This is a genomic window from Salinicoccus cyprini, from assembly GCF_007713705.1.
Taxonomy (GTDB): Bacteria; Bacillota; Bacilli; order Staphylococcales; family Salinicoccaceae; genus Salinicoccus; species Salinicoccus cyprini.
The window spans coordinates 145,318-169,189 of sequence record NZ_VMSJ01000004.1 but is presented as its reverse complement, the minus strand read 5'-3'; the positions used below and the strand labels follow the sequence as shown (position 1 = coordinate 169,189).

Annotated in this window: 24 protein-coding genes; 22 read left to right on the top strand and 2 right to left on the bottom strand. The window is 50.2% G+C overall.

Annotated features, from left to right (window positions below):
* The first annotated feature begins 1 nt into the window (after nucleotide 1).
* The 12 genes from FO441_RS12655 (at nucleotide 2) to FO441_RS09930 (ending at nucleotide 10,127) form a co-directional block, all read left to right on the top strand.
* On the top strand, nucleotides 2-2,074 hold the full coding sequence (locus tag FO441_RS12655) for a LuxR C-terminal-related transcriptional regulator (RefSeq protein ID WP_222927810.1): 2,073 nt from the start codon (nucleotides 2-4) through the stop codon (nucleotides 2,072-2,074).
* Nucleotides 2,075-2,284: 210 nt separating this feature from the next.
* Entirely contained in the window at nucleotides 2,285-2,527 is a 243-nt protein-coding gene (locus FO441_RS09980; RefSeq protein ID WP_145289478.1) for a hypothetical protein, read from the top strand.
* A gap of 229 nt (nucleotides 2,528-2,756) precedes the next feature.
* Complete coding sequence (locus FO441_RS09975) at nucleotides 2,757-3,095, top strand: DUF192 domain-containing protein (protein ID WP_145289475.1); 339 nt, start codon at nucleotides 2,757-2,759, stop codon at nucleotides 3,093-3,095.
* Between the two features lie 53 nt (nucleotides 3,096-3,148).
* Nucleotides 3,149-3,334 carry a Flp family type IVb pilin gene (locus FO441_RS09970; protein WP_145289473.1) on the top strand — a complete coding sequence of 62 codons (186 nt, stop codon included), beginning with the start codon at nucleotides 3,149-3,151 and terminating at the stop codon, nucleotides 3,332-3,334.
* A gap of 74 nt (nucleotides 3,335-3,408) precedes the next feature.
* Nucleotides 3,409-3,849 (top strand): A24 family peptidase, encoded by a 441-nt coding sequence (locus tag FO441_RS09965; RefSeq protein WP_145289470.1) that lies wholly within the window; start codon nucleotides 3,409-3,411, stop codon nucleotides 3,847-3,849.
* Complete coding sequence (locus FO441_RS09960) at nucleotides 3,846-4,220, top strand: TadE/TadG family type IV pilus assembly protein (RefSeq protein WP_145289467.1); 375 nt, start codon at nucleotides 3,846-3,848, stop codon at nucleotides 4,218-4,220. Before FO441_RS09965 ends, FO441_RS09960 begins: the two co-directional genes overlap by 4 nt.
* Nucleotides 4,221-4,224: 4 nt before the next feature.
* Complete coding sequence (locus tag FO441_RS09955; protein WP_246095107.1) at nucleotides 4,225-5,124, top strand: pilus assembly protein TadG-related protein; 900 nt, start codon at nucleotides 4,225-4,227, stop codon at nucleotides 5,122-5,124.
* A 9-nt stretch (nucleotides 5,125-5,133) separates the two neighbouring features.
* Nucleotides 5,134-6,099, top strand: coding sequence for a Flp pilus assembly protein CpaB (cpaB, locus tag FO441_RS09950; protein ID WP_145289463.1), 966 nt, complete (start codon nucleotides 5,134-5,136; stop codon nucleotides 6,097-6,099).
* A 21-nt stretch (nucleotides 6,100-6,120) separates the two neighbouring features.
* Entirely contained in the window at nucleotides 6,121-6,867 is a 747-nt protein-coding gene (locus FO441_RS09945; protein ID WP_145289460.1) for a CpaE/TadZ family protein, read from the top strand.
* Complete coding sequence (locus FO441_RS09940) at nucleotides 6,864-8,279, top strand: TadA family conjugal transfer-associated ATPase (protein WP_145289457.1); 1,416 nt, start codon at nucleotides 6,864-6,866, stop codon at nucleotides 8,277-8,279. The genes FO441_RS09945 and FO441_RS09940 overlap by 4 nt, the downstream gene beginning before the upstream one ends.
* A gap of 4 nt (nucleotides 8,280-8,283) precedes the next feature.
* Nucleotides 8,284-9,207 carry a type II secretion system F family protein gene (locus tag FO441_RS09935; RefSeq protein ID WP_145289455.1) on the top strand — a complete coding sequence of 308 codons (924 nt, stop codon included), beginning with the start codon at nucleotides 8,284-8,286 and terminating at the stop codon, nucleotides 9,205-9,207.
* Nucleotides 9,208-9,209: 2 nt separating this feature from the next.
* Complete coding sequence (locus FO441_RS09930; RefSeq protein WP_145289452.1) at nucleotides 9,210-10,127, top strand: type II secretion system F family protein; 918 nt, start codon at nucleotides 9,210-9,212, stop codon at nucleotides 10,125-10,127.
* Between the two features lie 4 nt (nucleotides 10,128-10,131).
* Here FO441_RS09930 and FO441_RS09925 read toward each other — a convergent pair whose 3' ends face one another.
* Nucleotides 10,132-11,151: an NAD(P)/FAD-dependent oxidoreductase gene (locus FO441_RS09925; protein ID WP_145289449.1), complete on the bottom strand. Its 1,020-nt coding sequence runs from the start codon at nucleotides 11,149-11,151 to the stop codon at nucleotides 10,132-10,134.
* A 114-nt stretch (nucleotides 11,152-11,265) separates the two neighbouring features.
* On the opposite strand from FO441_RS09925, the gene FO441_RS09920 reads away from it, so the two are divergent.
* The 10 genes from FO441_RS09920 to FO441_RS09875 all read left to right on the top strand — a co-directional run bounded on the left by FO441_RS09920 (nucleotide 11,266) and on the right by FO441_RS09875 (nucleotide 22,267).
* On the top strand, nucleotides 11,266-12,243 hold the full coding sequence (locus FO441_RS09920; RefSeq protein WP_145289447.1) for an ABC transporter substrate-binding protein: 978 nt from the start codon (nucleotides 11,266-11,268) through the stop codon (nucleotides 12,241-12,243).
* Nucleotides 12,244-12,262: 19 nt separating this feature from the next.
* Nucleotides 12,263-13,078 (top strand): ABC transporter ATP-binding protein, encoded by an 816-nt coding sequence (locus FO441_RS09915; protein ID WP_145289444.1) that lies wholly within the window; start codon nucleotides 12,263-12,265, stop codon nucleotides 13,076-13,078.
* Nucleotides 13,068-14,039, top strand: a complete 972-nt coding sequence (locus FO441_RS09910) for a FecCD family ABC transporter permease (RefSeq protein ID WP_145289441.1) — start codon at nucleotides 13,068-13,070, stop codon at nucleotides 14,037-14,039. The genes FO441_RS09915 and FO441_RS09910 overlap by 11 nt, the downstream gene beginning before the upstream one ends.
* Nucleotides 14,032-15,024, top strand: coding sequence for a FecCD family ABC transporter permease (locus FO441_RS09905; RefSeq protein WP_145289438.1), 993 nt, complete (start codon nucleotides 14,032-14,034; stop codon nucleotides 15,022-15,024). The genes FO441_RS09910 and FO441_RS09905 overlap by 8 nt, the downstream gene beginning before the upstream one ends.
* 82 nt (nucleotides 15,025-15,106) lie before the next feature.
* Nucleotides 15,107-15,784 (top strand): response regulator transcription factor, encoded by a 678-nt coding sequence (locus FO441_RS09900; protein WP_145289436.1) that lies wholly within the window; start codon nucleotides 15,107-15,109, stop codon nucleotides 15,782-15,784.
* A 5-nt stretch (nucleotides 15,785-15,789) separates the two neighbouring features.
* Nucleotides 15,790-16,782: a sensor histidine kinase gene (locus FO441_RS09895; RefSeq protein WP_145289433.1), complete on the top strand. Its 993-nt coding sequence runs from the start codon at nucleotides 15,790-15,792 to the stop codon at nucleotides 16,780-16,782.
* 101 nt (nucleotides 16,783-16,883) lie between these two features.
* Complete coding sequence (locus FO441_RS09890; protein WP_186365541.1) at nucleotides 16,884-17,645, top strand: ABC transporter ATP-binding protein; 762 nt, start codon at nucleotides 16,884-16,886, stop codon at nucleotides 17,643-17,645.
* Complete coding sequence (locus FO441_RS09885; RefSeq protein ID WP_145289428.1) at nucleotides 17,635-19,563, top strand: FtsX-like permease family protein; 1,929 nt, start codon at nucleotides 17,635-17,637, stop codon at nucleotides 19,561-19,563. Before FO441_RS09890 ends, FO441_RS09885 begins: the two co-directional genes overlap by 11 nt.
* Before the next feature lie 176 nt (nucleotides 19,564-19,739).
* Nucleotides 19,740-21,266, top strand: a complete 1,527-nt coding sequence (locus FO441_RS09880) for an anthrax toxin lethal factor-related metalloendopeptidase (protein ID WP_145289425.1) — start codon at nucleotides 19,740-19,742, stop codon at nucleotides 21,264-21,266.
* A 95-nt stretch (nucleotides 21,267-21,361) separates the two neighbouring features.
* Nucleotides 21,362-22,267, top strand: coding sequence for an AEC family transporter (locus FO441_RS09875; RefSeq protein WP_145289424.1), 906 nt, complete (start codon nucleotides 21,362-21,364; stop codon nucleotides 22,265-22,267).
* On the opposite strand, the gene FO441_RS09870 is transcribed toward FO441_RS09875, so the two are convergent.
* The gene (locus tag FO441_RS09870) at nucleotides 22,264-23,868 is read right to left on the bottom strand and encodes a M20/M25/M40 family metallo-hydrolase (protein WP_145289421.1); all 1,605 of its coding nucleotides are present in this window, start codon (nucleotides 23,866-23,868) and stop codon (nucleotides 22,264-22,266) included. The two genes, FO441_RS09875 and FO441_RS09870, sit on opposite strands and share 4 nt — an antisense overlap.
* Nucleotides 23,869-23,872: the final 4 nt, after the last annotated feature.

The window sequence follows — 23,872 nt, the reverse complement described above, 5'->3', positions numbered from 1 at the left end:
GATGGCTACAGCGATTGAGTTGATAGAGAAGTTTCAGCAGACTTTCGCATCACAGTATGGATTGACGTTCTTTCTCACTGATGAAAAAGGGGAAATGGTCACCTCGGTCGAGGGAAACAACAGACTGTGCATGGTCATGCTGGAGCAAGAAGGACTTTTGGAGGAAATTGAAGGCATACTGAAAAACAACGAAAGAATCAGCAGATCCCTGATCTACGAAGTGGGCTCGGGCATCCATGTCATGGTATCCCCGGTCACTGATGAACAGGGCGCAACATACTATCTATGGGCAGGTGTGCTTGTGGAGCAGGATGCTGAAGTGCAGGGATATTTGAAAACAGCGGAGACGATCCCTGTACTGCATGAAGCAGACCGTAAGGAGTGGATAGACCTCATCGACCGCATGGCAGAGCTTGCCTCCCTTTGCATGAGAAATGAAGCCCACACGCCGCTCGCCGGATTCTGCATGGAGAAATTCAGGAAGTATATGCAGGAGCATAAGGACGCCAGTGCGGAAATGTTCTCCCAGGTGACCGGGAAAGATGGAGAAATCGACTTCATGGGGATAGCGGAACAGACAGGCGAAGATACATATACGGTCACAAAGATCATGGGCGAGGAAGCGGAAGTGCTGAAGGGCAGGAAGTTCCTTGTCGGAGAAGGGTTTCTCGGCAGGGCAGCCCTGATGGAGGAGCGTTCGTACTGGGAAGATATCGGACACGACAGACGTGCAAAGTTCTTCTCTCCGATGCACACGCGTCCGAAGTTCCTGTTCATAGATGTAATAAAAATGGCGGATGGCTCCATATCGGTCATCTTCGGGGGCAGTCTGTCAAAAAAGAAAGCCGGTCCTTCCACCAGAACCATCATGCAGATGGCTTCCATACTGGTCGAATCCAGTATGATGGTTGAAGGACTGCGTCATGAAAATACACAGCAGCTCTCGCGTCTCACTTCACTGGTCGAGCTGAGCGGCCTGATGGCATCGACGCCGGATCCGAGGCGGATGGTTCTCATTCTCCTTGATATCAGCATCAATCTGGTTGAAGGGCCATTCTCACTCATACTCATAAAGGATGAGAAAGATGGGAAGGGCAAGCTCTTCACGAGAGGCACCTACAGTGGAGATGTCAACCAGTACGTCAGGTCGGTGATGGACCGGACAGGCCGGCTCACCCGCTTTCCTGAGAGCACAAGCAGTGAGCCCCATATCCAGGTCCTTCCGGATGGAGAGCGGGTCATCGAATGTCCGTTATCCTATGGCAGTGATCTGATGGGCATACTGTCAGTCGGCATCAATGATACAAAGGAAATCGACATGGTTGAGCATATCGCCTTCCTGCAGACACTATCCATCATCGGTGGGGTCTCGCTCCAGCTTGCGGGACATAAGGATATATGTGTCGCTGCAGAGAAAACGGAAGCCCTTCATCTTGCCGTGGCGGAAATGGACCCTGCAGCGTACGAACAATCAAAAGAAAGTGCAGAACTCGCAGCAGTCATCACCACCAGACTGGAACTGCCTGAAAAGACCGCCCGTTACATCGTGCGCGCCTGCCAGCTGTCCTACTATTCACCTGCATTCATCAGAAAAATGTTTCCTGAGAGGGATATGGGGGCAATCATGGAGGCCGGAAGCGCAATTGCAGCACATGAGTCGGTATCCGAGACGCATCCGCACAGTACGGCAGGCTATATATATGCCCTATGCACCGCAGAGGATATGGAGACGGCCGAGAATCTCCGTTGCATTGACAGCCAGGTGCGCGAAACCTTCCTCTCACTGACAAAAAACACCCAGATCAGTGAAGTGGTCTTCGACCTTCCAGGTGATCGAGAAACAGATGACAGGGCAGCCATCGCTGATGCTGTAAGTAGTTTGGATGACCTGTCGCCGAGAGAGCGGGAAGTACTGACACTGCTGTCAAAAGGAAAGAATAATCAGGAAATCGCAGAAACCCTCTATATCAGCAGTCATACCGTCAAAAACCACGTGACGAAGATCTTCCACAAGCTGAATGTATCAGACAGGGTCAGTGCCATTTCAAAAGTTTACAGCTACCTCCATAAATAGCGCCGGGAAGGGTATAGGAGATGAGGCCATCAAGTTCTAGTCCTCGTTTCCTATGTCCGTGACCGGCGTTTTGCAATTAAGGAATGGAAGCGGATTTATTTATTTTCCTAATAGCGCTATGATGGAGAGGCAGTAGAAGTTGCTTATGCTTAAAAGAAGACGGCAATCGACAGGATCTGTATTGCCGAATCAGGTGAGGAGGGGGAAGGGATGAACAATAGGACATGTCTGCCGCTGCAGATGGAGTGCATCATGCTATTTCAATCCGACCCGATGTCGTCCCATTCACTCGAAGAACTCTCGAATAAGCTGGATCAACCAGCCGAGGATCTCGAATCCATTATGGAGATGCTGGAAAAACAAGGGATTATTGAACAGCTTCATGCGTCGGGGCAGAAAAGATATAGATATCACGAGCCCGAAGCCACTTCAGAATTTGAAATGAACCCATAATGGAATGAATCAGCGAAACTGACGGAGGATGAGAAATCATTCTCCGTTTTTTTGTATTCTATAGGAGCAGAGTAGGACACTGCTCCTATACATATAAGACCACGTTCCCATTGGAAGATATTGCGCACAATGGGAACGATGGGGGATGGTTGGAAAGTCGGTTCCAGTGCATAATTCATATTGTAATCAACAAGCAAAGCCAGAGGCACACAGGGAGGAACGCAACGGAATGAAACTGATCAACAGCACAACGGATACAGTATTGGCGAACGATCTCAGACAAGCACACAGCTTCTGGTCCAGATTCAAAGGACTGATGTTCAAGTGCTCCATGCCGAGTGACAGCGCACTGCATCTCTATCCGTGCAGATCCATCCACACTTTCTTCATGAAGTTCAACATCGACGTCATCTACCTCGATGAAGAAAACAAAGTGGTCGGTATCGAAACAAACCTCATTCCGGGAAAAATCGGCTGGAGATATAAAGACGCCCGTTCAGTCATAGAGCTGCCGGCAGGCAAACTCTATGGCGTCTCCACTGGCGACACCCTGGCATTTGCTGAATGAACCCATGCACTATAGCTTGACGCTACTCACTATATAAATGGAGGGAAACACACATGATGGAATTTTTTAAAGGTCTACTTATGGAAGAAGAAGGACAAGGCATGACAGAATACGGTCTGATTCTTGGAGTGCTTGTTGTAATAGTTGTGGCTGCATTTGGACTATTCGCAGACGAAATTAGTGCTATGTTAGGCAGGGTAGTTACAGCAATTAAAACTGAGACTACACCAGCTCCATAGAATATATTTTACTTACAGACCCATCATAAGCATGGGTCTTTTTTATATAAGTATAAATGGGAAGAAGGGGAAGTATGCTAATCAACGTCATTTTGCTGGTGATACTCGCAGTCTGTGTTGTAACGGATGTCCGCAAACGAAAAATATATAACAAGGTGATTTTCCCGTCACTCGTTGCTGCATTTGTTCTGAATACAGCAATGGGTGGACTCAGTGGATTTGGAGAGTCAATTATCGGATTTTCAGTTGGTCTTGCATTGCTGCTCATCCCGTACATTCTTGGAGGAATGGGTGCTGGCGATGTGAAACTTCTGGCATTGGTTGGTGCATTGAAAGGCTATGAGTTTGTTCTCGAATCCTTCATCTACACGGCACTGATCGGCGGCCTGCTTGCGGTAGTTGTCATAATGACTCGAGGGGGCTTTAGAATGTCTCTTGGTGTTGGCATGCCTTACGGTGTGGCAATTGCAGGTGGTGCTGTCGTGGCGCTGCTGATGGATGTGACATTATTATGATCAAAAAAGAAGATGGTCAGTCTCTTGTAGAGTTCGCAATCCTCGTTCCTCTGGTTTTTGCGTTACTGATAGGTATTGTTGATTTCGGACGTGTCATCCATTCGCAGCTTCAGCTTGAACTCGTCACCCAGGATGCAGCACGCATGGCGGGTCTTGGGGAGTCTGATGAGATGGTGAAGTCATATGCACTTGATAATTTCGTCTCAGGTGATTCATCAAAGCTGGATGTCACCGTTTCCCCCAGCGGTGAAAAGGACTCGGGCACTTACGTTACGGTGGAAATGACCTACCCTGAGAGCATATTCAACATGTTTGGCGACTACTCCATTCCATTTACAGTAAACACGAGCTCGACGACGAGAGTGGAGTGATATGATGCGCAAACTGTTTCGTGACGAAAATGGAAACATGTATCTGCTCATGGCTTTGACCATGTTTCTGTCAATCGGAATCCTTGGACTGGTTATTGATGGCGGACAACTCTACATGACCAAAAGCCATCTGCAGAAGACTGCCAATGCGGCTGCTGTATCGGGCGCACAGGAACTGCCGAATTCAAAGGAAAGTGTGGATCAGGTGGTTGGTGAGATTCTCGGTCACCATAATGAATCGGGCAGCCTTCTTTTTTCCAATGTGGAGTCGGAGAAACTGCTTCATGTTGGTGTTGGCAGAGAAGTGCCTTTATTCTTCTCATCATTATTCGGCATCGATAGCGTCGCGCTCAGTGCCGACGCGAAAGCTTCATTGCTTTCAATGACTTCAGGGATTGGTACGGTACCACTTGGTATGGACGAATCAATGGATCTTGTATATGGACAGACCTATACATTGAAAGTTGATGCCGGAGATTCGGAAAATGGAAATTTTGGCATACTGGCATTGGATGGCCCTGGCGCAAGATCCTATAGAGAATCTCTGAAATATGGATTCGACCAACCATTGGAAGTCGGTGATATTGTGAATACACAGACCGGGAACATTGCTGGAGCGACACGGGAAGGGGTCAACTACCGCATTGATGACTGCCCTGATGGAAATCCCGAGGAGAGGGACTGTGCAAGAATCATGCTGATTCCTGTCTACAAACCGCATATAGTTGGCAGTAAACTGGAGAGTGTAGAAATTACTGGTTTTGCCTATTTTTATCTAGCTGATCCGATGAGCAGTACGGATGACTCAATTAAGGGAGTTTTCATCAAAAGAGCTGGATCAGGAGAATCCAATGGTGAGGCTTCTCTCGATCGCGGTGCATATACGATTAAACTAACACGGTAGGTGGAATGGATGAAACCGAAAAAAATACTGTTGCTGGCAATCTTCTCAGGGTTGCTGACAACGGGTGTGTTCTATATATTCATGCAGCAGAATACCGAAGCGGAAGTGGAACAGCCGGTGATGGTGCAGGTGGTTTCTGCAGCAGTGGATGTCGGGGAGAATGTGCAGCTCACTGATGAGAATCTGCAGATGGTTGAAATGCGCGAGTCGGAAGTGCATCCGGCGGCAATCAAGGATAAGACTGAAGCAGTTGGAGAGTTTACTGCCAATCCGCTTGTTGCGGGGGAGGTGCTGCTTGGCCACCATATCGAGCAGAAAGGGGATGCGGATATCATCTCGAAGAAAGTAACGGATGGGCACCGGGCGGTATCGATCAGTGTCGACTACGTCAAATCCGTCTCCAACATGGTTGAACCTGAGGATAGGGTGGATGTGATCTTGACACCTGTCGCTGAAGGAGAGGAAGTGGCAGCGCCGGCAGAAATACTATTTGAAGATGTCAAAGTGCTGGCGGTGGGCCAGCGAATGGAAGAGAAGACTGAAGGGGAAGCGGGGAGCGAGTATGTGGCTGTAACGCTCGAGATGACGCAAGGTGCTGCAGTGGAAGTTATAGACGCCAGCAACCGTGGTACCCTGCAGCTTGTTGTAAGCAGCAGGTTGAAAGCGGCTGATGGAGCGGCTGAGTCAGTGCCTGAGGGGGAAGCGCAAGCGTCTGAACTGCCAGTCGAGGAGACGGCTGATGCAACTGAGGAAAGTGCATCGTCCGACATCATCGTCCTGCCTGAACGTGCCCATGTCAGAAATGGTCCTTCTCTGGACGCAGACGTGCTGACGGTGGTTGATGCCGGGGATGAACTGGTGACGAAAAACGAGGAAGCGGCGGATGCGGATGGCCGGATCTGGATGCATGTGGAGACAAGATCGGGGACGCAGGGCTGGATCAGCAGCCGCATCATCAAGCTGGAAAATGAATGATAATGGAAAGGTGTGGTGGCGATGGCTGCTGAAATCATACTTGTAACAAGCGCCGTAGGGGGTGCTGGAAAAACTGTTGTTGCAACGAATCTCGGCATGGCACTCCAGACGGAGGGGAGGCGAACGATTCTGGTGGATGGTGACCTGCAGTTTGGGGACATGGCACTTGCACTGGATCTCGATCCGGGCATCAGTATCAAGGAAGCGGTGGAACGCAATGATTTTTTGAATATCCATGCATTCTGCACAAGACATCCTTCCGGTATCCGGCTGCTTCCTGCACCGCCACGTCCGGAGTTTGCGGACCTGGTGGATGCGGAAGATCTGGCAGCAGCCATAGAGAACCTGAAATCCCAGGCAGAGGTCATCATTGTCGAAACCCATCATGGCCTGACCGAACAGAATATGGTACTGATGGATCTGGCAGATCGTATTCTTGTGGTGACGACACCGGGCATGGCTGCCTTGAAGAACACACGTCTCATGGTGGAGACGCTCGCGGCACTCGGCCATGAAGAAAAGACGAAGCTGATCGTCAATAAGCACTCTGTCCCGACACTGATGGAAACGAAGAAAGTGCACGACCTATTGAAAATCGACCGGGAGAACGTATTCTTCCTGCCCTATGCGTTGAAGGACATCTCCTATTCGCTCGATCGGGGTGTACCTGTCATATCCGGCAGTCCGAAACATAGGTTTTCAAAGAAATTGAAAAAAGTGGCGGCACAGATTTTTACCCAAGGCAGCAGGCAGGTGATTGAAGCATGAGTCTACTGGCAAGGTTGCAGACAAAAGTTGAAAAAAGCGAAACAGCTGCAGCACCGAAGGAAGCAGTGGCACTACCTCTAGTCGAAGAGAGCGAAGCACCACCGTTTTCCCCAAAGATGGAGATGGTGGACAAACCGGCACCGAAACCGGTTGAAGCACCGGACAGCGAATATATGGAACTGAAGAACCTGACACTGAAATATATCCTTAAAGAGCGTAAGAACGAGGAAATTGAAAATATTGTTGTGGATATGGATGGTATCATCCAGGATATTCTTCAAGAAAATGACCACATCCAGGATATCGGCAACATAGAGAAGCTTAAAGTCGAACTGAAGAATGATCTGACAGGATATGGGCCGATCAACCCACTGCTTCTTGATGATGAAGTCTCCGAGGTGATGGTCAACGGACCAAAGATGGTATATGCAGAGCGGAATGGGAAACTCTCCCTGACGGACGTCACTTTCAGGGATGACGACCATGTCATGGCAGTACTCGAAAAGATCCTCTCACCACTTGGCAGAAGGGTGGACGAAAGCAGCCCGATGGTCGATGCGCGTCTGAAGGACGGCTCCCGTGTGAATGCCATCATCCCGCCACTCGCCCTCGCAGGACCGACAATCACGATACGGAAATTCTCAAAAGACCCGTTCACCATCCATGACCTGATCCGGTTCGGCACACTGACAGAAGAGATGGCTGCATTCATCAAGGCCTGTGTCGAAGCGAAGCTGAACATTTTCGTCAGCGGCGGTACAGGTTCCGGCAAGACAACGACATTGAACGTGCTGTCCTCCTTCATTTCCAACAAGGATCGCATCGTAACCATTGAAGATGCAGCGGAACTGCAACTGGGACAGGAGCACGTGGTGTCACTCGAAACAAGACCAGCGAATATCGAAGGCAAAGGCGCCGTGACCATCCGGGACCTCGTCAAGAACTCCCTGCGTATGCGTCCGGACCGCATCGTCATCGGTGAGGTGCGAAGCGGTGAGGCACTCGACATGCTCCAGGCGATGAACACCGGCCACGACGGTTCCCTTGCGACCGGCCACTCGAATAGTCCGCGTGACATGGTCTCCCGTCTTGAAACGATGGTTCTGATGGCGGGCATGGACCTGCCGATCAAAGCCATTCGTGAACAGTTGGCAGGCGCATTGCATGTCATCATCCAGCAGACCCGTCTCAGCGACGGTACAAGAAGAATCACCAACATTACCGAAGTGCAGGGCATGGAAGGGGACATCATCGTCCTCCAGGACATCTTCGTCTTCAAGCAGAACGGCGTGGACGAAAACGGCAAGATCATCGGCAAGCTTGTCCCGACAGGCATCAGGCCGCAGTTCTACGAAATCATGGAGCGGGAAGGCATCGACCTGCCGGCCTCCCTGTTCATGGAGAAGGAGTGATCATATGGAAGTTGCCCTGATTGCCGGCAGTTTCATTACCATGTTCCTGCTGCTTCTGTTTATTTTCTCGTTGAGAAATGAAGAAAAGGAACAGTCGAAACCTCCATTTTCCGTGAAGGACAGTCTGAAGCGGGCCAACAGCAACCTGAAGCATCTGCTTGTCAGACGGGGGAAGAAGAGCCGGAAGCGCGAAACGATTGAAAGCGAACTGACTGCTGCAGGTGTCATGATGAAAGTGGAGGAATTCATTGCTTTCAAGTTCATGGCCTTCATTATCATCGGCGGCCTGCTGTACATTGTAACGAACAACTTCTTCCTGTCATTCATCGGCGGTGTCTTCGGGTATTTCCTGCCTTCCATGATCGTCTCAAGGAAAAAGAGCAGGCGGGTCAAGCAGTTCAATGAATCACTCCCAGGCATGATCACTTCCATCAGCGGGTCCCTTCGGGCCGGTTTCAGTCTGCTGCAGTCGCTCCAGATGGTGGAGGAGGAATCCTACTCGCCTCTGAAGGAGGAAGTGCAGTATGTGCTGAAGGCGCTGCAGTATGGCACGCGTCTCGAGGATGCACTGCTCGATTGGAAGCGCCGCATGCCGAGTCCTGAACTCGACATGCTCGTGGAATCGATACTCATCCAGAGGGAAGTCGGCGGCAACCTCGTGTATCTTCTGGATAAGATTCTTGAAACGATACGCGAGCGGACAAGGCTTGCCAACCAGATCCGCACGCTGACCGCGCAGGGCAAGCTCTCCGGTCTGATCATCGGCCTGCTGCCGGTTGCTGTCGGTACGCTGATCTATGTCATCAACCCCGACTATATGAGCCTGCTCTTTACTGAACCACTGGGTCGCATGCTGCTTGCCGGAGCAGCTGTTTCCGAAATCATCGGTTTCATATTCATCCGTAAAATGACAATAATCGAGGTGTAGATATGCTGTTCCTTACATTCAGCTTTTTTATTTCCATGACACTGCTGATCTATGCGGTACTCGCCATTCCTGCCCATAGGAACCGCATGGTAATGGCACGGATCGGCCTCTATTTTCCGGATGGAAGCGCGGCCGGCGAAACAGAGGCGGATGAGATGGGCTCGTTTAGAGAACGCATGATCAAACCGCTCTGGAAAGGCTTGAAAAAGAAATCCCAACGCCGGCTGGATAAGGAGAAGGTGGACCGGATGGAAGTGCGCCTCCAGCAGGCGGGCATGCAGCTCAGTCCCATCGAATTCAAGATGATCCAGTGGATGGTGACAGGATTTCTGATGGTATTTGCCACACTGTCCATGTACTTTGCGAATCTCGCGTTTGTCCATGGTCTGCTGCTGTTTGTCACAGCCATCGGGACCGGCGTCACGCTACCCAAGCTGTATATGAACACCCGGGCGAAAAAGCGTCAGGGCCAGGCATTGAGGGAAATGCCGGATTTTCTCGATCTTCTGACCATCAGCCTGGAAGCAGGGCTCGGATTCGATGCTGCGCTCAGCAAGGTGGTATCGAAGAAACCTGGTGAACTGTCAAGTGAGTTCAGAAGCGTGCTGGAAGAGGTGCGGCTTGGCAGAACGAGAAAAGAGGCGCTGACCGCAATGGCCGAGCGCCTCCCGATTGAAGAGCTTAAAAGTCTGGTGTTCAGCATTGTGCAGGCTGAAAAGCTTGGTATCGGCATGGTGACCGTCCTCCGTGTCCAGACGGATGAAATCCGTGAACTGAGAAAGCAGCGGGCGGAGGAGAAGGCGATGAAGGCGCCGATCAAAATACTGTTTCCGATGGTATTTTTCATTTTCCCGACACTTTTCATCATCCTCTTGAGTCCTGCCATCATGCAGTTCATGGCAACGATGCAGGAGATGTAGAAAGCTAGTGCATCTTCTTCATGAGCTGCCTGTTCTTCTCCTTGAAGATGTCATTGTGTGAGGAGACCATGCCTTCTGCCGGTGCGTCCGACTGCAGGAATGTCTTGGCGTGATTGGCAGCCTGCGCCGCTTCCGGGAAGCAGCCTGCTATCAGGTGGATCTTCCCTTCATGCGTCGTCTGGTCGCCGCAGGCGAAGATGCCGGGTACCGGTGTCTTTGCGGTCTCCGTCGTTTCGATCATATAGTACTCGTTGTAGTCGAAATTGCCTTCCAGTGTATCGAGGAACGCGCAGTTGGATTCATATCCATGGCTGATCAGCACGTCATCGACTTTGACCTGGCGGCCGTCACTCAGCTGGACTGCGGCGATTTCATCGCCATTTTCATTCGGCAGCAGTGTATCGATCTGACACTGGCCGCACATATATATGTTTTCTTTTCTGTGAAGGGCTGCGATCATTGCTTCGTGGCCCTTCATTTCTTCACTTCTATAGACCATTGTGACAGAGGCGGCAATATCACTGAGCGCATCCGCCCAGTCGATGGCTGTATTGCCGGCACCTGATATGAGGACATGCCGGTCCTTGAAGCGGCTGATGCGCTTGACCGTATAGTGGAGGTTCGTCAGCTCGAATGCGTCGGCCCCTTCTATCGTCAGCCGGGTCGGAGTGAAGATGCCACGTCCCGAAGCGATGATGATGGTCCGGCTGTAGAAGGATCCCTGGTCGGTCACAGTCTCAAAATAATCCTCATGCTGGATGATCGATTCGCACGTCGTCGAGACATGAATATCCGGATCAAACGTCTTTGCCTGACGGATCATCTGCTGTTTGATGTCTTCAGCTGGAGCCGGGGTGACCCCGCCGATGTCCCAGATGATCTTCTCAGGATATATGTTCAGTTTGCCGCCGAGCTCCGAGTGATGGTCGATCAGCTGGACACTCATACCCCGCAGGCCGGCATAGAAGCTGGAATAGAGTCCGGCGGGGCCGCCACCGATGATGAGTGTATCTGAAATATTCATACTTATTCCTCTTTTCTGTTGAAATCTCTTTCATTCTCCTATATTATATAGGCAATGAGAATGATTATCAATCTAAAGCATTCCAATACATTACGGTGAGAGTAGGGTAGCAATATGAAGAAATTTATCAGTATCATTGCTTTGATGATGGTGCTTGTCCTTGCGGCATGCAGCAACTCCGGTGAATCCACGGAGGAATCCGCTGAAGAAGTGGAAGGTTCTGCTTCCGAAACTTCGGAAGAGACATCAGCAGAGTCATCGGAAGCATCTGGTGGCATGGTATCATATACGACAGATGGCGGTGAAGAGATCGAAATACCGGAAGACCCGCAGCGTGTGGTCGTCATGGCGACAAGCTATTTCGGCAATGTGATGCAGCTGGATGCGAATGTTGTCGGTGCGCACGCAAGAGTGACGGAGAGTGATGTACTGGAGCCGTACACTGAAGATATCGAACTTGTGGAAGAGGGAAATATTGAACAAGTGATGAATCTTGATCCGGATTTGATCATAGCCTTTAATTCCGACGAGAATTTAGATAAACTGAAAGCAATCGCACCAACTGTACCTATCGACTACGCCAAGTGGAACTACCTCGATATCCATAGGGAACTCGGCAAGATTACCAATACCGAGGAAAAGGCCGAGGAATGGATTGCAGGTTGGGAAGCGGAGCTTGAAGAAAATAAGGCGGCCGTCGAGGAAGCCATCGGTGCAGATGCGACAGCCAGTGTCATCGAACAGTATGCGAAGGACATTTACGTATATGGAACAAACTGGGGACGCGGTACGGAGATCCTCTATCAGGGACTTGGTGTCGATGTGCCCGAGGCCATACAGAATGATGTTGTAGAAACAGGATGGAAAGCGATATCCGCAGAAGAAATAGAGAAGTATTCCGGCGACTACATGTTTGTCGGCACTGGAGATTCCGGTGCAGATAATGCCTACAGGGATACAGCCGTCTGGGAAAACCTTGAAGCAGTACAGAACGACAGGGTCGTCGAATTCGACTCTCCTACTTTCTACTATAATGATCCATACTCACTGGAATATCAGAAGGATATCATTATGGAAGCATTGACTAAATAATATTGGGCAGGTGTCATGCATGACGAGTGTAATGCTAAAAGATGTCAAAGTCGAACTGAATGAACGCACAATCCTGAAGCATACGAATATGGAACTGATGGAAGGCAAAGTGACGACGATCATCGGGCCGAACGGCTGTGGGAAGTCGACGATGCTGAAGACGATTTCGAGAATCATTTCTGCCAAGGAAGGCGGCGTCTACATCAACGATATGGATATCCGTCAGATGAAGTCGAAGGACATTGCCAAAAAGATCAGCATCCTTTCACAGAAGAACCGTCTGCAGTATGATGTCAGAGTGCGGGATCTTGTCGGCTTCAGCCGCTACCCGCATCTGAAAAGGTTCCAGAGCCTGAAGCCAGATGACTACAAGATCATCGACTGGGCACTGAAGGAGACGGGCGCGAATGAATTCAGCGAACGCATGATGAGTGAACTTTCAGGTGGACAGGCGCAGCGCGTCTGGATCAGCCTGCTGCTCGCACAGGGAGCGGACGTTCTGCTGCTGGATGAACCGACCACATATCTCGACATCCATCATCAGCTCGAAACACTGAACATCGTCAGACGTCTGAACGAACAGACGAAGCAGACAGTCGTCATGGTACTTCATGACATCAACCACGCCATCAAATATTCCGACCATCTTGTCATCATGAACGAGGGTGAAATCATTGAAAGTGGTCATCCGAGTGATGTACTGACCAATGATATCCTCAACAATGTATTCAACATAAACGGTAAGATCACGATCGACCCGCTGACAGGCAAACCGATTCTTGCAGATTACGATCTGTTCTGCCAGACAGTCAAAGAGGTCCAGTATGGATCGTAAATGGTATCCTTTGCCCATCGTTGTGATGGGCATTCTTTTGTCTTTTGTGCTGGCAATGATGTTCGGAACAAATACATATTCGCTGAACCAGGTGTTCGATGTCATCTTCAACCTGGACATGACGGACCAGAGCCACCAGATACTCTACGAAATACGGCTGCCGAGAGTGCTTGGTGCCCTGCTTGCCGGGTTCATGATCAGCATTTCGGGACTGGTCCTCCAGTCCGTGACACACAATGAGCTGAGTGAGCCGAGCATTCTCGGGGTCAATGCCGGTGCCAACCTTGCGATCATCCTGGCGGCACTTCTACTGCCGGCACTGCCGTTTATCGGTGTGATGGCAAGCGGCTTCATCGGTGGCATGATCGTCGGACTGTTCATTCTGTCCATGACCCGCTACCGCTCGCCGATGCATCTCATTCTGGCAGGTGCGGGCATCAGTCTGCTGCTCTATGCGGTGACCGACTTCCTGGTCATCACATTCAATCTTGGGCAGTATGTCGCCTTCTTCACAGCAGGGGGTGCAGCCGGGCAGTCGATGTCGAATATTGCGCTCGTCTTTCCGATTGCGGTCGTACTGGTCATCATTCTGCTCTTTCTGTCAAAAGAGCTTGACGTGCTTCTGTTCGGAGATGAGATGGCTGTATCGCTCGGTCAGAACCAGGCACTGTACCGCAGGGTGACGCTGACACTCGCCATCATGCTTGCCAGCATGGCCGTTGCCATGGTCGGCAATGTCGTGTTCCTCGGTCTTCTGGTGCCGCATATCATCAAGATGCTGTTCGGCAACCTGCACCGGTTCACCATCGTCTATACGGGGCTTGCGGGTGCCATCATCTTTGTGCTCTCCGACATGCTCGCAAGAATGTTCAATGAAACACCGGTCAACGCCATCATCGCCGTGATCGGCCTGCCTTTCTTCATCTATATCATCAAGAAGAGGGGGGCAAAATATGCGTAACCAGTTCAAATTCATTATCATCATTGCCCTTCTCGTTGCAATTCTAGTGACACATCTGTTCACGGGTACATTCAGCCTGACATGGACTGATCTGCTGAATATACTGACCAATCAGGCAAGTGCCGACGTCAGGCTTGTACTGTTCGAATTCAGAATGCCGCGGATTCTCGTCGTGCTGGTCTGTGGTGCAGCCCTGGCATTGAGTGGACTCATTCTGCAGGTCATCTCAAAGAATCCGCTGGCCGATCCGGGCATCATCGGCGTCAACGCCGGCAGTGGATTCGGCGTGGTTCTGTTCATCACCTTCATCAGCGGATCGATGAGCCAGCATCTTTATGCACTGCCACTGATGAGTTTTGTCGGTGGACTGCTGACTGTACTCATCATATTCTTCCTGTCATTCATCGGCGGTGCGTTCAAGAGCAACATCTTCATATTGATCGGCATTGCGACAGCGATGGGTGTCACAGGTTTCGTCTACGTATTTACATCCGTGTTCGACGAGACCCAGATGGAGATGCTGAACCGCTACTTTGCAGGCAACATATGGGGCGATACGTGGCCGTTCGTCTATATCTCGGTTCCATATATCCTGATCATCTCGCTCTTCGTGTTCTTCAGAATCCGTGAGATGGGCATGCTGAACCTGGATGACGAGATGCTGACCGGCTTCGGCATGAACGTGAACAAGGAGAAGATCATCCTGATCGTCCTCTCTGCCATGCTGTCGAGTCTTGCAGTCAGCGTCTGTGGGGCCATCAGCTTCATCGGCCTGATTGCGCCGCACATTTCGAGGATGCTCTTTGGCCAGAACATGAAAATATTGTTCTTCTCCTCGCTTCTGATCGGCAGTGTACTGCTTACGGCAGCAGATCTCCTCGGCAAGCTTATCCTTGCCCCGGCCATCATTCCGACAGGAATTGTCGTCGCACTGATCGGCGGTCCATATTTCCTGTGGCTGCTGATGAGAGCCAGACAGATATAGATGAACCGATGCATTTTATCCAGTTTCCTTTATAATGGGAACTGGATATTTATTTATAGAAAATGAAAGCGGGGTCCTTGCAATGTCCAGAATCTTCATCATCGAAGATGATATGCCGCTCTTCCGGGAATTGAAATCACGGCTTCAGGAATGGGATCATACGGTTTCCGGCGTAACCGATTTTTCGAATGTGCTGAATGATTTCATCCGCTTCGAGCCGGAGCTCGTCATCATCGATATCACACTGCCAAAGTATGACGGGTTCTACTGGTGCAGAAGGATCCGTGATATTTCGAGCCTGCCGATCATCTTCCTGTCATCACGGGACCACCCGTCCGACATGGTGATGAGCATGCAGATGGGCAGCGATGACTATATTCAGAAACCATTCAATTTCGACGTGCTGGTGGCGAAGGTCGATGCGCTGCTGAGACGCGCCTACCAGTATCAGAACCAGAGCATGGATGTCATCCGGTTCAGGGACGCTGTATTTGATTTCAAGAAGCTGACCAGTGCCAGAGGGGAGCAGATCATCCATCTGACGAAAAATGAGTCCTTCATCCTGTCCATTCTGGCAGCAAATAAGGATCAGGTCGTCTCAAGGGAAGCACTGATCGAGCAGCTGTGGGATGATGCGAAATTCATCAGTGACAATACACTGACCGTCAATATCAACCGCATCCGCAAGAAACTCGAGGAGATGGGCCTTAAGGATGCCATCATCACCAAGACAGGACTCGGATATATGCTGAAGGAGTGAATGCCATGTATTTTACGCAGCATCTGCCATGGTGGCTGCTCTTCATACTGATCAATGCTGTGACGCTCGGCATCGGACTGCTCGATGTGTCCATATCGAATCTGTCGATCCTCTACATCGTCGTCATCAATAGTATCATCATGGTGCTGTTCGCCATCTGGCAGTATGCAAGCGGCAGACACTATGAGAAAGAGCTGATGAAAATGAATGATATTGAAGATATAGAATCGCTTCCTGTCCCGACAACCCGTTATCAGCGCGCTCTTCAGGAGCGTCTCCTACGCGTCAGACAGTCCCATAATGATCGCATGGATCAGGAATCCATGAAGACGAAGGAAAACATGGACGAAATGACGCGGTGGATCCATGATATGAAAATGCCGATGACAACGCTGAAACTGCTCATGGATGATGTCGATGGACAGCGGCGTGTGAAGCTGCTCAATGAGTGGCAGCGGCTTGAAGGCATGCTGAATGAGATGCTCTATATGAAACGTCTGCCAAACATACAGAATGACCTATACATCGAAACGGCTGAACTGGGACCAATTATCGGACGAAGCATACAGAAGCTGAGGACACTCTGCATGGAGAAGGATATCGGCTTTGATATTACGCTGTCTGCACCTGAAGTAAAAACAGATGTCAAATGGCTGTCATTCATTCTCGACCAGATCATTACAAACAGCGTAAAGTATACTGAAGATGACGAGATAGAAATCTCAAGCAGCATGGTGGATGGCGCCGTGTCCCTGACAGTCGAGGACCATGGCAGAGGCATCCGGCCGGAAGACCTGCCGCGTATATTTGAATCAGGGTTCACTTCGACGAGCAACCATGGTGACGGCCAGTCTACAGGAATGGGTCTGTATCTTGCCAATCAGGCTGCAGAAGCCATGCATCTCGATATCGATGTCCAGTCCGAATATGGTAGCGGAACAAAGACGACCCTCACTTTCGCACAGCAGAATGCCTACCATAAAGTGAAAACCATGTGACAGAAACGTCACATGGTTTTCTGTTTCTGTCACCGGAATCAAACGACCGTGATGAAGAGTACAGATAGAATAGGGGTATGATAAAAAACTTAGGAGGCGTCATGATGATACTTGAAGCGAAGGGAATCAAAAAGTCATATGGCAACCGTTTCAACCGCACTGAAGTACTGAAAGGCATCGACCTGGATATAGAGAAGGGAGAGTTCGTCTCCATCATGGGGGCATCGGGTTCCGGCAAGACGACACTGCTCAATGTACTGAGCTCGATCGACCGGGTGAGCAGTGGACATATATTCATCGAGGGAGAAGATATTACTGCGATGAAAGACAAGAAACTCGCTAACTTCAGAAAAAATGATCTCGGGTTCATCTTCCAGCAGTACAACCTGCTCGATACGCTGACTGTAAAGGAGAACATACTGCTGCCGCTGTCCATCAGGAATATGAAGAAGGGTGAAGTGGAGCGCCAGTTCGAAACAGTCGCGAATGAACTCGGCATCCATGAACTGGGTGGCAAGTACCCGAATGAGATTTCCGGAGGCCAGCAGCAGCGGACCAGTGCAGCACGTGCATTCGTCCACCAGCCGAAAATCATTTTTGCGGATGAACCGACAGGTGCACTCGACTCCAAGTCGGCAAGCGGCCTTCTGAATAAACTGAAGCAGATGAACATCAACAGCCGTTCCACCATTGTGATGGTGACACATGATGCTACAGCTGCAAGCTACTCGAGTAGAGTTATTTTTCTGAAGGATGGTCTCGTCTATTCCACTCTCCGGAAAGGGGAGCGCCGACAGGAGGAGTTCTACAAGGAGATCATGAGTACTCAGAGCGTATTGGGTGGTGTCGGCGTTGAGTCTTAATCGGATCATCCTGAAAAATTTCTTCAGGAACATCAGAAACTACGGCCTGTATATTTTCGCGCTCATCTTCAGTGTTTCGCTGTATTTCTCGTTTGTACTCATGTCAAAAGATGAGAGCGCAGCAGAAGAGCTGTCATCGAGCACACTGATGTCGACCGGCTTCCTTGTCGGGTCGGTGCTGCTTGTCATCATCATCGTCACTTTCGTCATGTTCGCGAACTCCATATTCCTGAAGCGACGGAATACCGAGCTTGCCTTGTTCCAGCTCATCGGACTGAACAGAAACAAAGTGTTCAGAATACTGCTGCAGGAAAATGCCATCATCTACTTCGGCAGTCTGGTCATCGGAATCCTTCTCGGCTTTCTGCTATCCAGAATACTGCTGATGGTTCTTCTCAGAGTCATGCAGGTCGAGCTTTCTGTAGGTCTTACCTTTTCCATGGAAGCTGTGCTCCAGACTGCCGTACTGTTTGTGGTCATATTCGTGCTGCTGCTGGTACAGAACTTCATTTTCCTGAAACGTACAAAGCTCATCGACATGATCACGCTGAACCGGACAAACGAGTCCGACAGCAGACGGCTTGGTGTCGGCACGATACTGATGGGCATCATCGGCATCAGTATGATTGCAGTGGGCTACTATCTCTCCACTGCTCTGGTGGATTATATAGAATGGGCCATTCCGCTGATGTTCATTGTGCTTGGACTGGTCATCATCGGCACATATATCACATTCAAGTTCTCCATCGCATTCATTCTGAATATGATCAGAAAATCGAAGAAGGGGCACGTCAATGTAACGGATGTACTGTCATTGACAAGCATCATGTTCAAAATGAAATCGAACGCCTTTCTACTGACGATGATCAGCATTGTCAGTGCACTGAGTGTCGGACTGATGTCCCTTTCCTACATCACCTACTATTCAACCGGCAGCATGGTGGAGAATTCAACGCCTCATGACTATATTTTCGAAGATGCAGAAGGGTTGTCATTCTATGACGACCTGCTTGCCCGGGAAGGGATCGAGCATGAAACGTTTGAATTGCCGGCAATGGAATATAATGTTGAAACAAAAGGGGCAATCAGCGCAGATCTTGAGCTCATGGATATGGATGATTCGATACTCATGATGATGGTCGTGAGCGATGCCCATTTCGAATCGATGGATCTGGGTCCGAACGAAACGGTCATCACCGGGACTTCGGGTGTGATGCAGACATTCATCGACTACAGCGTAAATGAGCCGCTAACGTTCACGTCCGGGGATTACAAGCATTCATTGGAACTCGCGGATGTACAGGGACAGTCGATTCTGCCAAGCATGGTAACATTCGGTTCTCCTACAGCAATTGTTGATGACTCGGTCTATCAGGAATTTTCCAGCAACCAGTCGCCCGAAGTCGAGGGTGAGGGCGTCAGAACCATGTATGCGCTCGATATTACAGGAGAAGATAGTATGGAGATATTCAACATGATGGACCAGGAGGAAAACCCATATTTCGATTCCCAAATCGAAAATTATACGACACAGATGCAGATGTTCGGCATGACGATGTTCGTCATCGCATTTGTCGGCTTCTCCTTCCTACTGACATCAGGATGCATCCTGTACTTCAAGCAGGTGGGTGAGAGTGAGGATGAGCGTGGCAGCTACAATGTGCTCAGAAAGCTCGGGTTTTCGCAGCGGGAAATTACGAGAGGGCTTTCCATCAAGATGACCATCACGTTCGGCATTCCGCTGCTGATCGGTCTGCTGCATGCCTATTTTGCAGTGAACGCCGGATGGTTCATGTTCGGAACGGAGATGTGGACGCCGATGCTCATCGTCATGGCTGTCTATACTGCATTCTATTCACTCTTTGCAATCCTTTCACTTGTCTACTATAAGCGTGTGGTCCGGGAGAGTCTGGCATAGAAAAAAAGAATAACATGGGGTGCGGACGTCCAGTGGCCAGCAGAAATGCAGGTGCCGGACGTCCGTCTTTGTGAGGATTCGGTGAACATCGATGGATATTCCATGACCAGAATGACTAAAGCGCGTATTATAGGGAATACAAATATAAGGAAAACAGAGCGAAGGTAGGGAATATTATGAAGCAGAAAACCCTTTCGGGGGTCGCGATGATGCTTGGTCTGATGCTGATGATTACAGCATTCTTTCCACTGCAGGCGTCAGCGGCCAGCCCGAGCCTCCAGAACATGATTGAAATCAGAGATCCGGATGGCAACTATGATGCGAATGAAGCCCAGGCGATGATCAACCGTCTAAATCGGGTGGACGAAAGAATTCTGGCGCATACGAATCGTGCAGGTGTCAGAATCATACTTATGGATCAGCCGTTGACCGAACTGCCGGAATTTGAATATCTTTCCGGCGTCACACCGAGAGGTTGGGAAAACACAGGTCGTACGTGGGATGATGTGCCGGGCGCTGGTGGATACACAACTGCCGCCAGGATCGGCTACAGCAATCCAGGCAACGGTCATTCGACGATCAACCTCGAACTGCATGAATATGGACACGCTGTCGACAGCTATGCCGCCGGTTTTACGGTAAGTGGCTCGCAGGAGTTTCAGAATATCATGGCCCAGGAAAAGGACAATCTGTTCCATGACCACGAGGTGGCGGCCTACTTCAATACGCCTGGGGAATACTTTGCAGAGACATTCGCAATGTATTATCTCGGCGGTAGCGCGAGCGCCCGCCTGGCTGAACGTGCGCCGATGACGTACCAGTTCATGGAGTCGTTCCACAACAGGCTCGTCACCATCCAGGGGACGACGGGCAACACAGCTGAATTCTCGTGGGATCCGCTTGAAGGCGCTGCATACTATGAGGTGTACAGGAACGATCAGCTGATTGATACGACGCAGGACGGCTATTATCAGGATAGTGGACTCGAAACATCGACGACCTATGATTACTATGTGCGTGCAATGGATCAGAACGACACCCCATTGCTGACCACCTATTTCAGGACAGCTACGACGACGAACGTCAGTGATGCGCCGGTCGTCGATACAGCGGCGCTTGAGCAGATAATCAGTGAAGTGGAGCAGGTGTCTGCAGAATCGAGAACGCCGGAACTTCAGTCTGCCCTTGAAAATGCATATGCGCTGCTGGAAGATGGCAATGCAGGACAGGATCAGATTGATGAGGCTGCAACAGCTTTGACAACCGCACTCGAGAATAATAATGAGGTGAAAGTCGCAGAAGAGGAATCGACAGAGGAGGCAAGTACTGAAACTTCAACAGAAGAGCCGACTGCTGAAGAGACGCAGGAAGCATCTACTGAAGAGCCGGCACTTGAAGAAAGTACGGAAGAGCCTTCCCTTGAGGAAACCACCGAAGAGCCGACGGCGGAACCGTCTACTGAAGAAGCGATGACTGAGGAATCATCGACTGTCGAAGAGGCAACCGAGGAAGAATCTACAGAAGAAGTGGTCACCGAGGAAGAACCAACCGAGGAGGAGACGACTGAAGCGGAAATTGATACCGCACAGGAGAGTGAACAGGCGACAGCGGAGTCTTCCAACACGCTGCTGATCATCGGTGCAGTTGTACTTCTTATCCTTGCAGTCATATCTGCAGTCGTTCTGTTCTTCAGAAGAAAATAGTATGAATTATGGAAGCCGGATAAATCCGGCTTCTTTTTCATTTCAGAATGTCCTATGATGGAAGTATGGAAAATAAAGAAAGAGGATGAAAACTGATGCAACTGTTGATGATTGTACTCCCTGTTTTTCTTATATTCGGTGCAGGGTATGTCGCACAGAAGCTGCTTGATATGGATATCAGGTCCGTTTCTGCACTTTCGCTATACATATTATTGCCACTATTGACCTTCAATACGTTCTACCGCAATGAAATCACTATGGATTATTTCTACCTGTTCCTCTTCTCGCTGATCATTACAGCTATTCTCGCAGGCATCACAATCGGTATCGGCTTTTTCATGAAATCCACCAAGGAAGATATTTCCGCCATGCTGCTCGGCACTCTATTTCCGAACAGTGGCAACTATGGCTCGCCGGTGGTGCTTTTTGCGATCGGTGCCACTGCATTCGACTATGCGGTCGTACTCATGGTGCTGCATGGCTTCATCGTCAGTACTGTCGGCATCTTCATCGCGTCATTCGGCAATGGCGCGACGATCTCTGTCAGAGAAGCGATCGTCAGCATCTTCAGAATCCCCGTCATCTACGGTGCGCTGGCAGGCATCCTGCTGCAGCTTTCAGACGTCACCATCGACGACAAGCTGATGGAGATCATCGAAATGACCGGCAATGCCTCCATTCCTGTCGTCATGCTCATTCTCGGCATGCAGCTGGCCCAGATTACGAAGGAGAAGTTCAAAATAAGAAACATCTCTACTGTCATCGCAGTCAGAATGATCCTCTCTCCTGTAATTGCGATGGCCCTGGTCATGATCATGCCGATCGACGACACGATGAAGGCGGTATTCGTCATACTGAATGCCATGCCGGTAGCTGCAAACTCCACCATGCTGGCCGTGCAGTTCAACGTCAAACCGAACCTGGTCTCCTTCTCGACGCTCGTCACTACACTGCTCAGTCTCATTACGATACCGATCTGCCTCTATATTCTCAGCATCTAGACTGTGACGGTCATGCAGTGCTTCACGACGGCTTCGAGCAATTTCGCGGTAATTTCATATCCGCTCTGCTTATGGAGCCGCTCGGTCAGCTTATGCGGATCCTTGCCGAACGGCCCGATATTGATGTGCGGCACCTGGAGCTTCTGCATGGACTGGAACGGTATGGTATAGGTCTTTCCCCATACCGGGGTATTGGCCTTGTAGGTCTCCCAGCTGTCATCATGGCTGTCGTAGCTGACATAGCTGGCGTCGGATATGCCATTGAAATAGTGGATCTCTTTCGGCACGATGCCGTAGTTGCTGTTCAGGAACTCCTGCGTCAAGCCGGAGATGCTTCTGACGAGCGGGTCCTCTGAAGCGTTTACAGCAGGATAGTATGGTGGGACGAACAGCGTTACCGCAAGTGGAACCAGCTCTTTGCAGTAGGTGAGCATGCGGTTCGTGATCTGCATCGACTTCTCGCGATCATCGAGATCATCACGGGCAATGTACTGGGTGATGATCTCATCAATTTTCACCTGGCCGTGCTTCTTCAGTATATAGTCGTGAAGTGCCTGGTAGGACATGGTGCGGATGCTGCCGACCGGACGCGTATTTTCTCTCCGGCAGATCGCTTCGTAGTGATTCTGGCACTGTGTCATCGTGTCCTCCACAAGCTCATGGAACTTGCTGAAGATGTCGTCCGCATTCTGCTCCATGGCAAAGACATTGTAGAGTGATGCAACATGATTCGATGTCTGGGCCGAGTAGTCGGCCTTCATATCATAATATTTCAAAGTTACCGGAAGCGGTGTCCGTTCACCGTAGGCCGTTTCGTCAAAAACATTGGTGAACTCCATCTGCTGGTTGAGAAAAGAGGCCATGTAGTGTGCATTCAAGCCACGCAATGGTTCACCGACGTGTGTCTCGACCCCGTAGAAGAGGACCGATGGCATGATCTTCCCGATTGTCCCGGAGTAGAAATAGTAGTTCGGATCGTCCGGGTACTGGGTGAAGCTCGGTTCGCTGTTCAGGAATAGGGCATAGTCGAGATCATGTGTCTGCGCAAGACCTTCCAGCTGGTCGACTGCCGTCCGCATGCCGGCAGAATCCACTTCCTCATCCGGTACAGTCAGAAGGAGCAGGTTGATCGGCCAGTCATGCGCGATGGCCTTTTCAACCAGATGCATATGGAGCGCAATCCCCATTTTCATATCCATCGTGCCCCGGCCGAAAAGGTAGTCATCGGAAAGTATATCCGCCCTGACTTCCTCCGGAAAATCATCCGCAATCTCCTTGAAACGGTGACCGAGTTCATGCGGTGAGAATGCCAGATGGCTGTTCGAACCGAATTCCTTGGTATGTACTGTATCAAAATGGCTCATCAGAATGATGGTTCTACTCGTCGATCCATGCTTATACAGGGCAGACAGCCCATTTCTGTTCCTGCCTGCATCATGAAGCGCAATATGTTCCGGATGACGCTCGAAGTACTCCAGCTTCACCAGCTCATCCTTCAGCTTGAAGGGGAAAAGAATCTCTCCCTCCGTGCCGGTCCGGCTTTCCCACGAGACGAGCTGGCATACCAGTTCTTCAAGCTGCTGCTGTGATTCCCAAAACATTGCA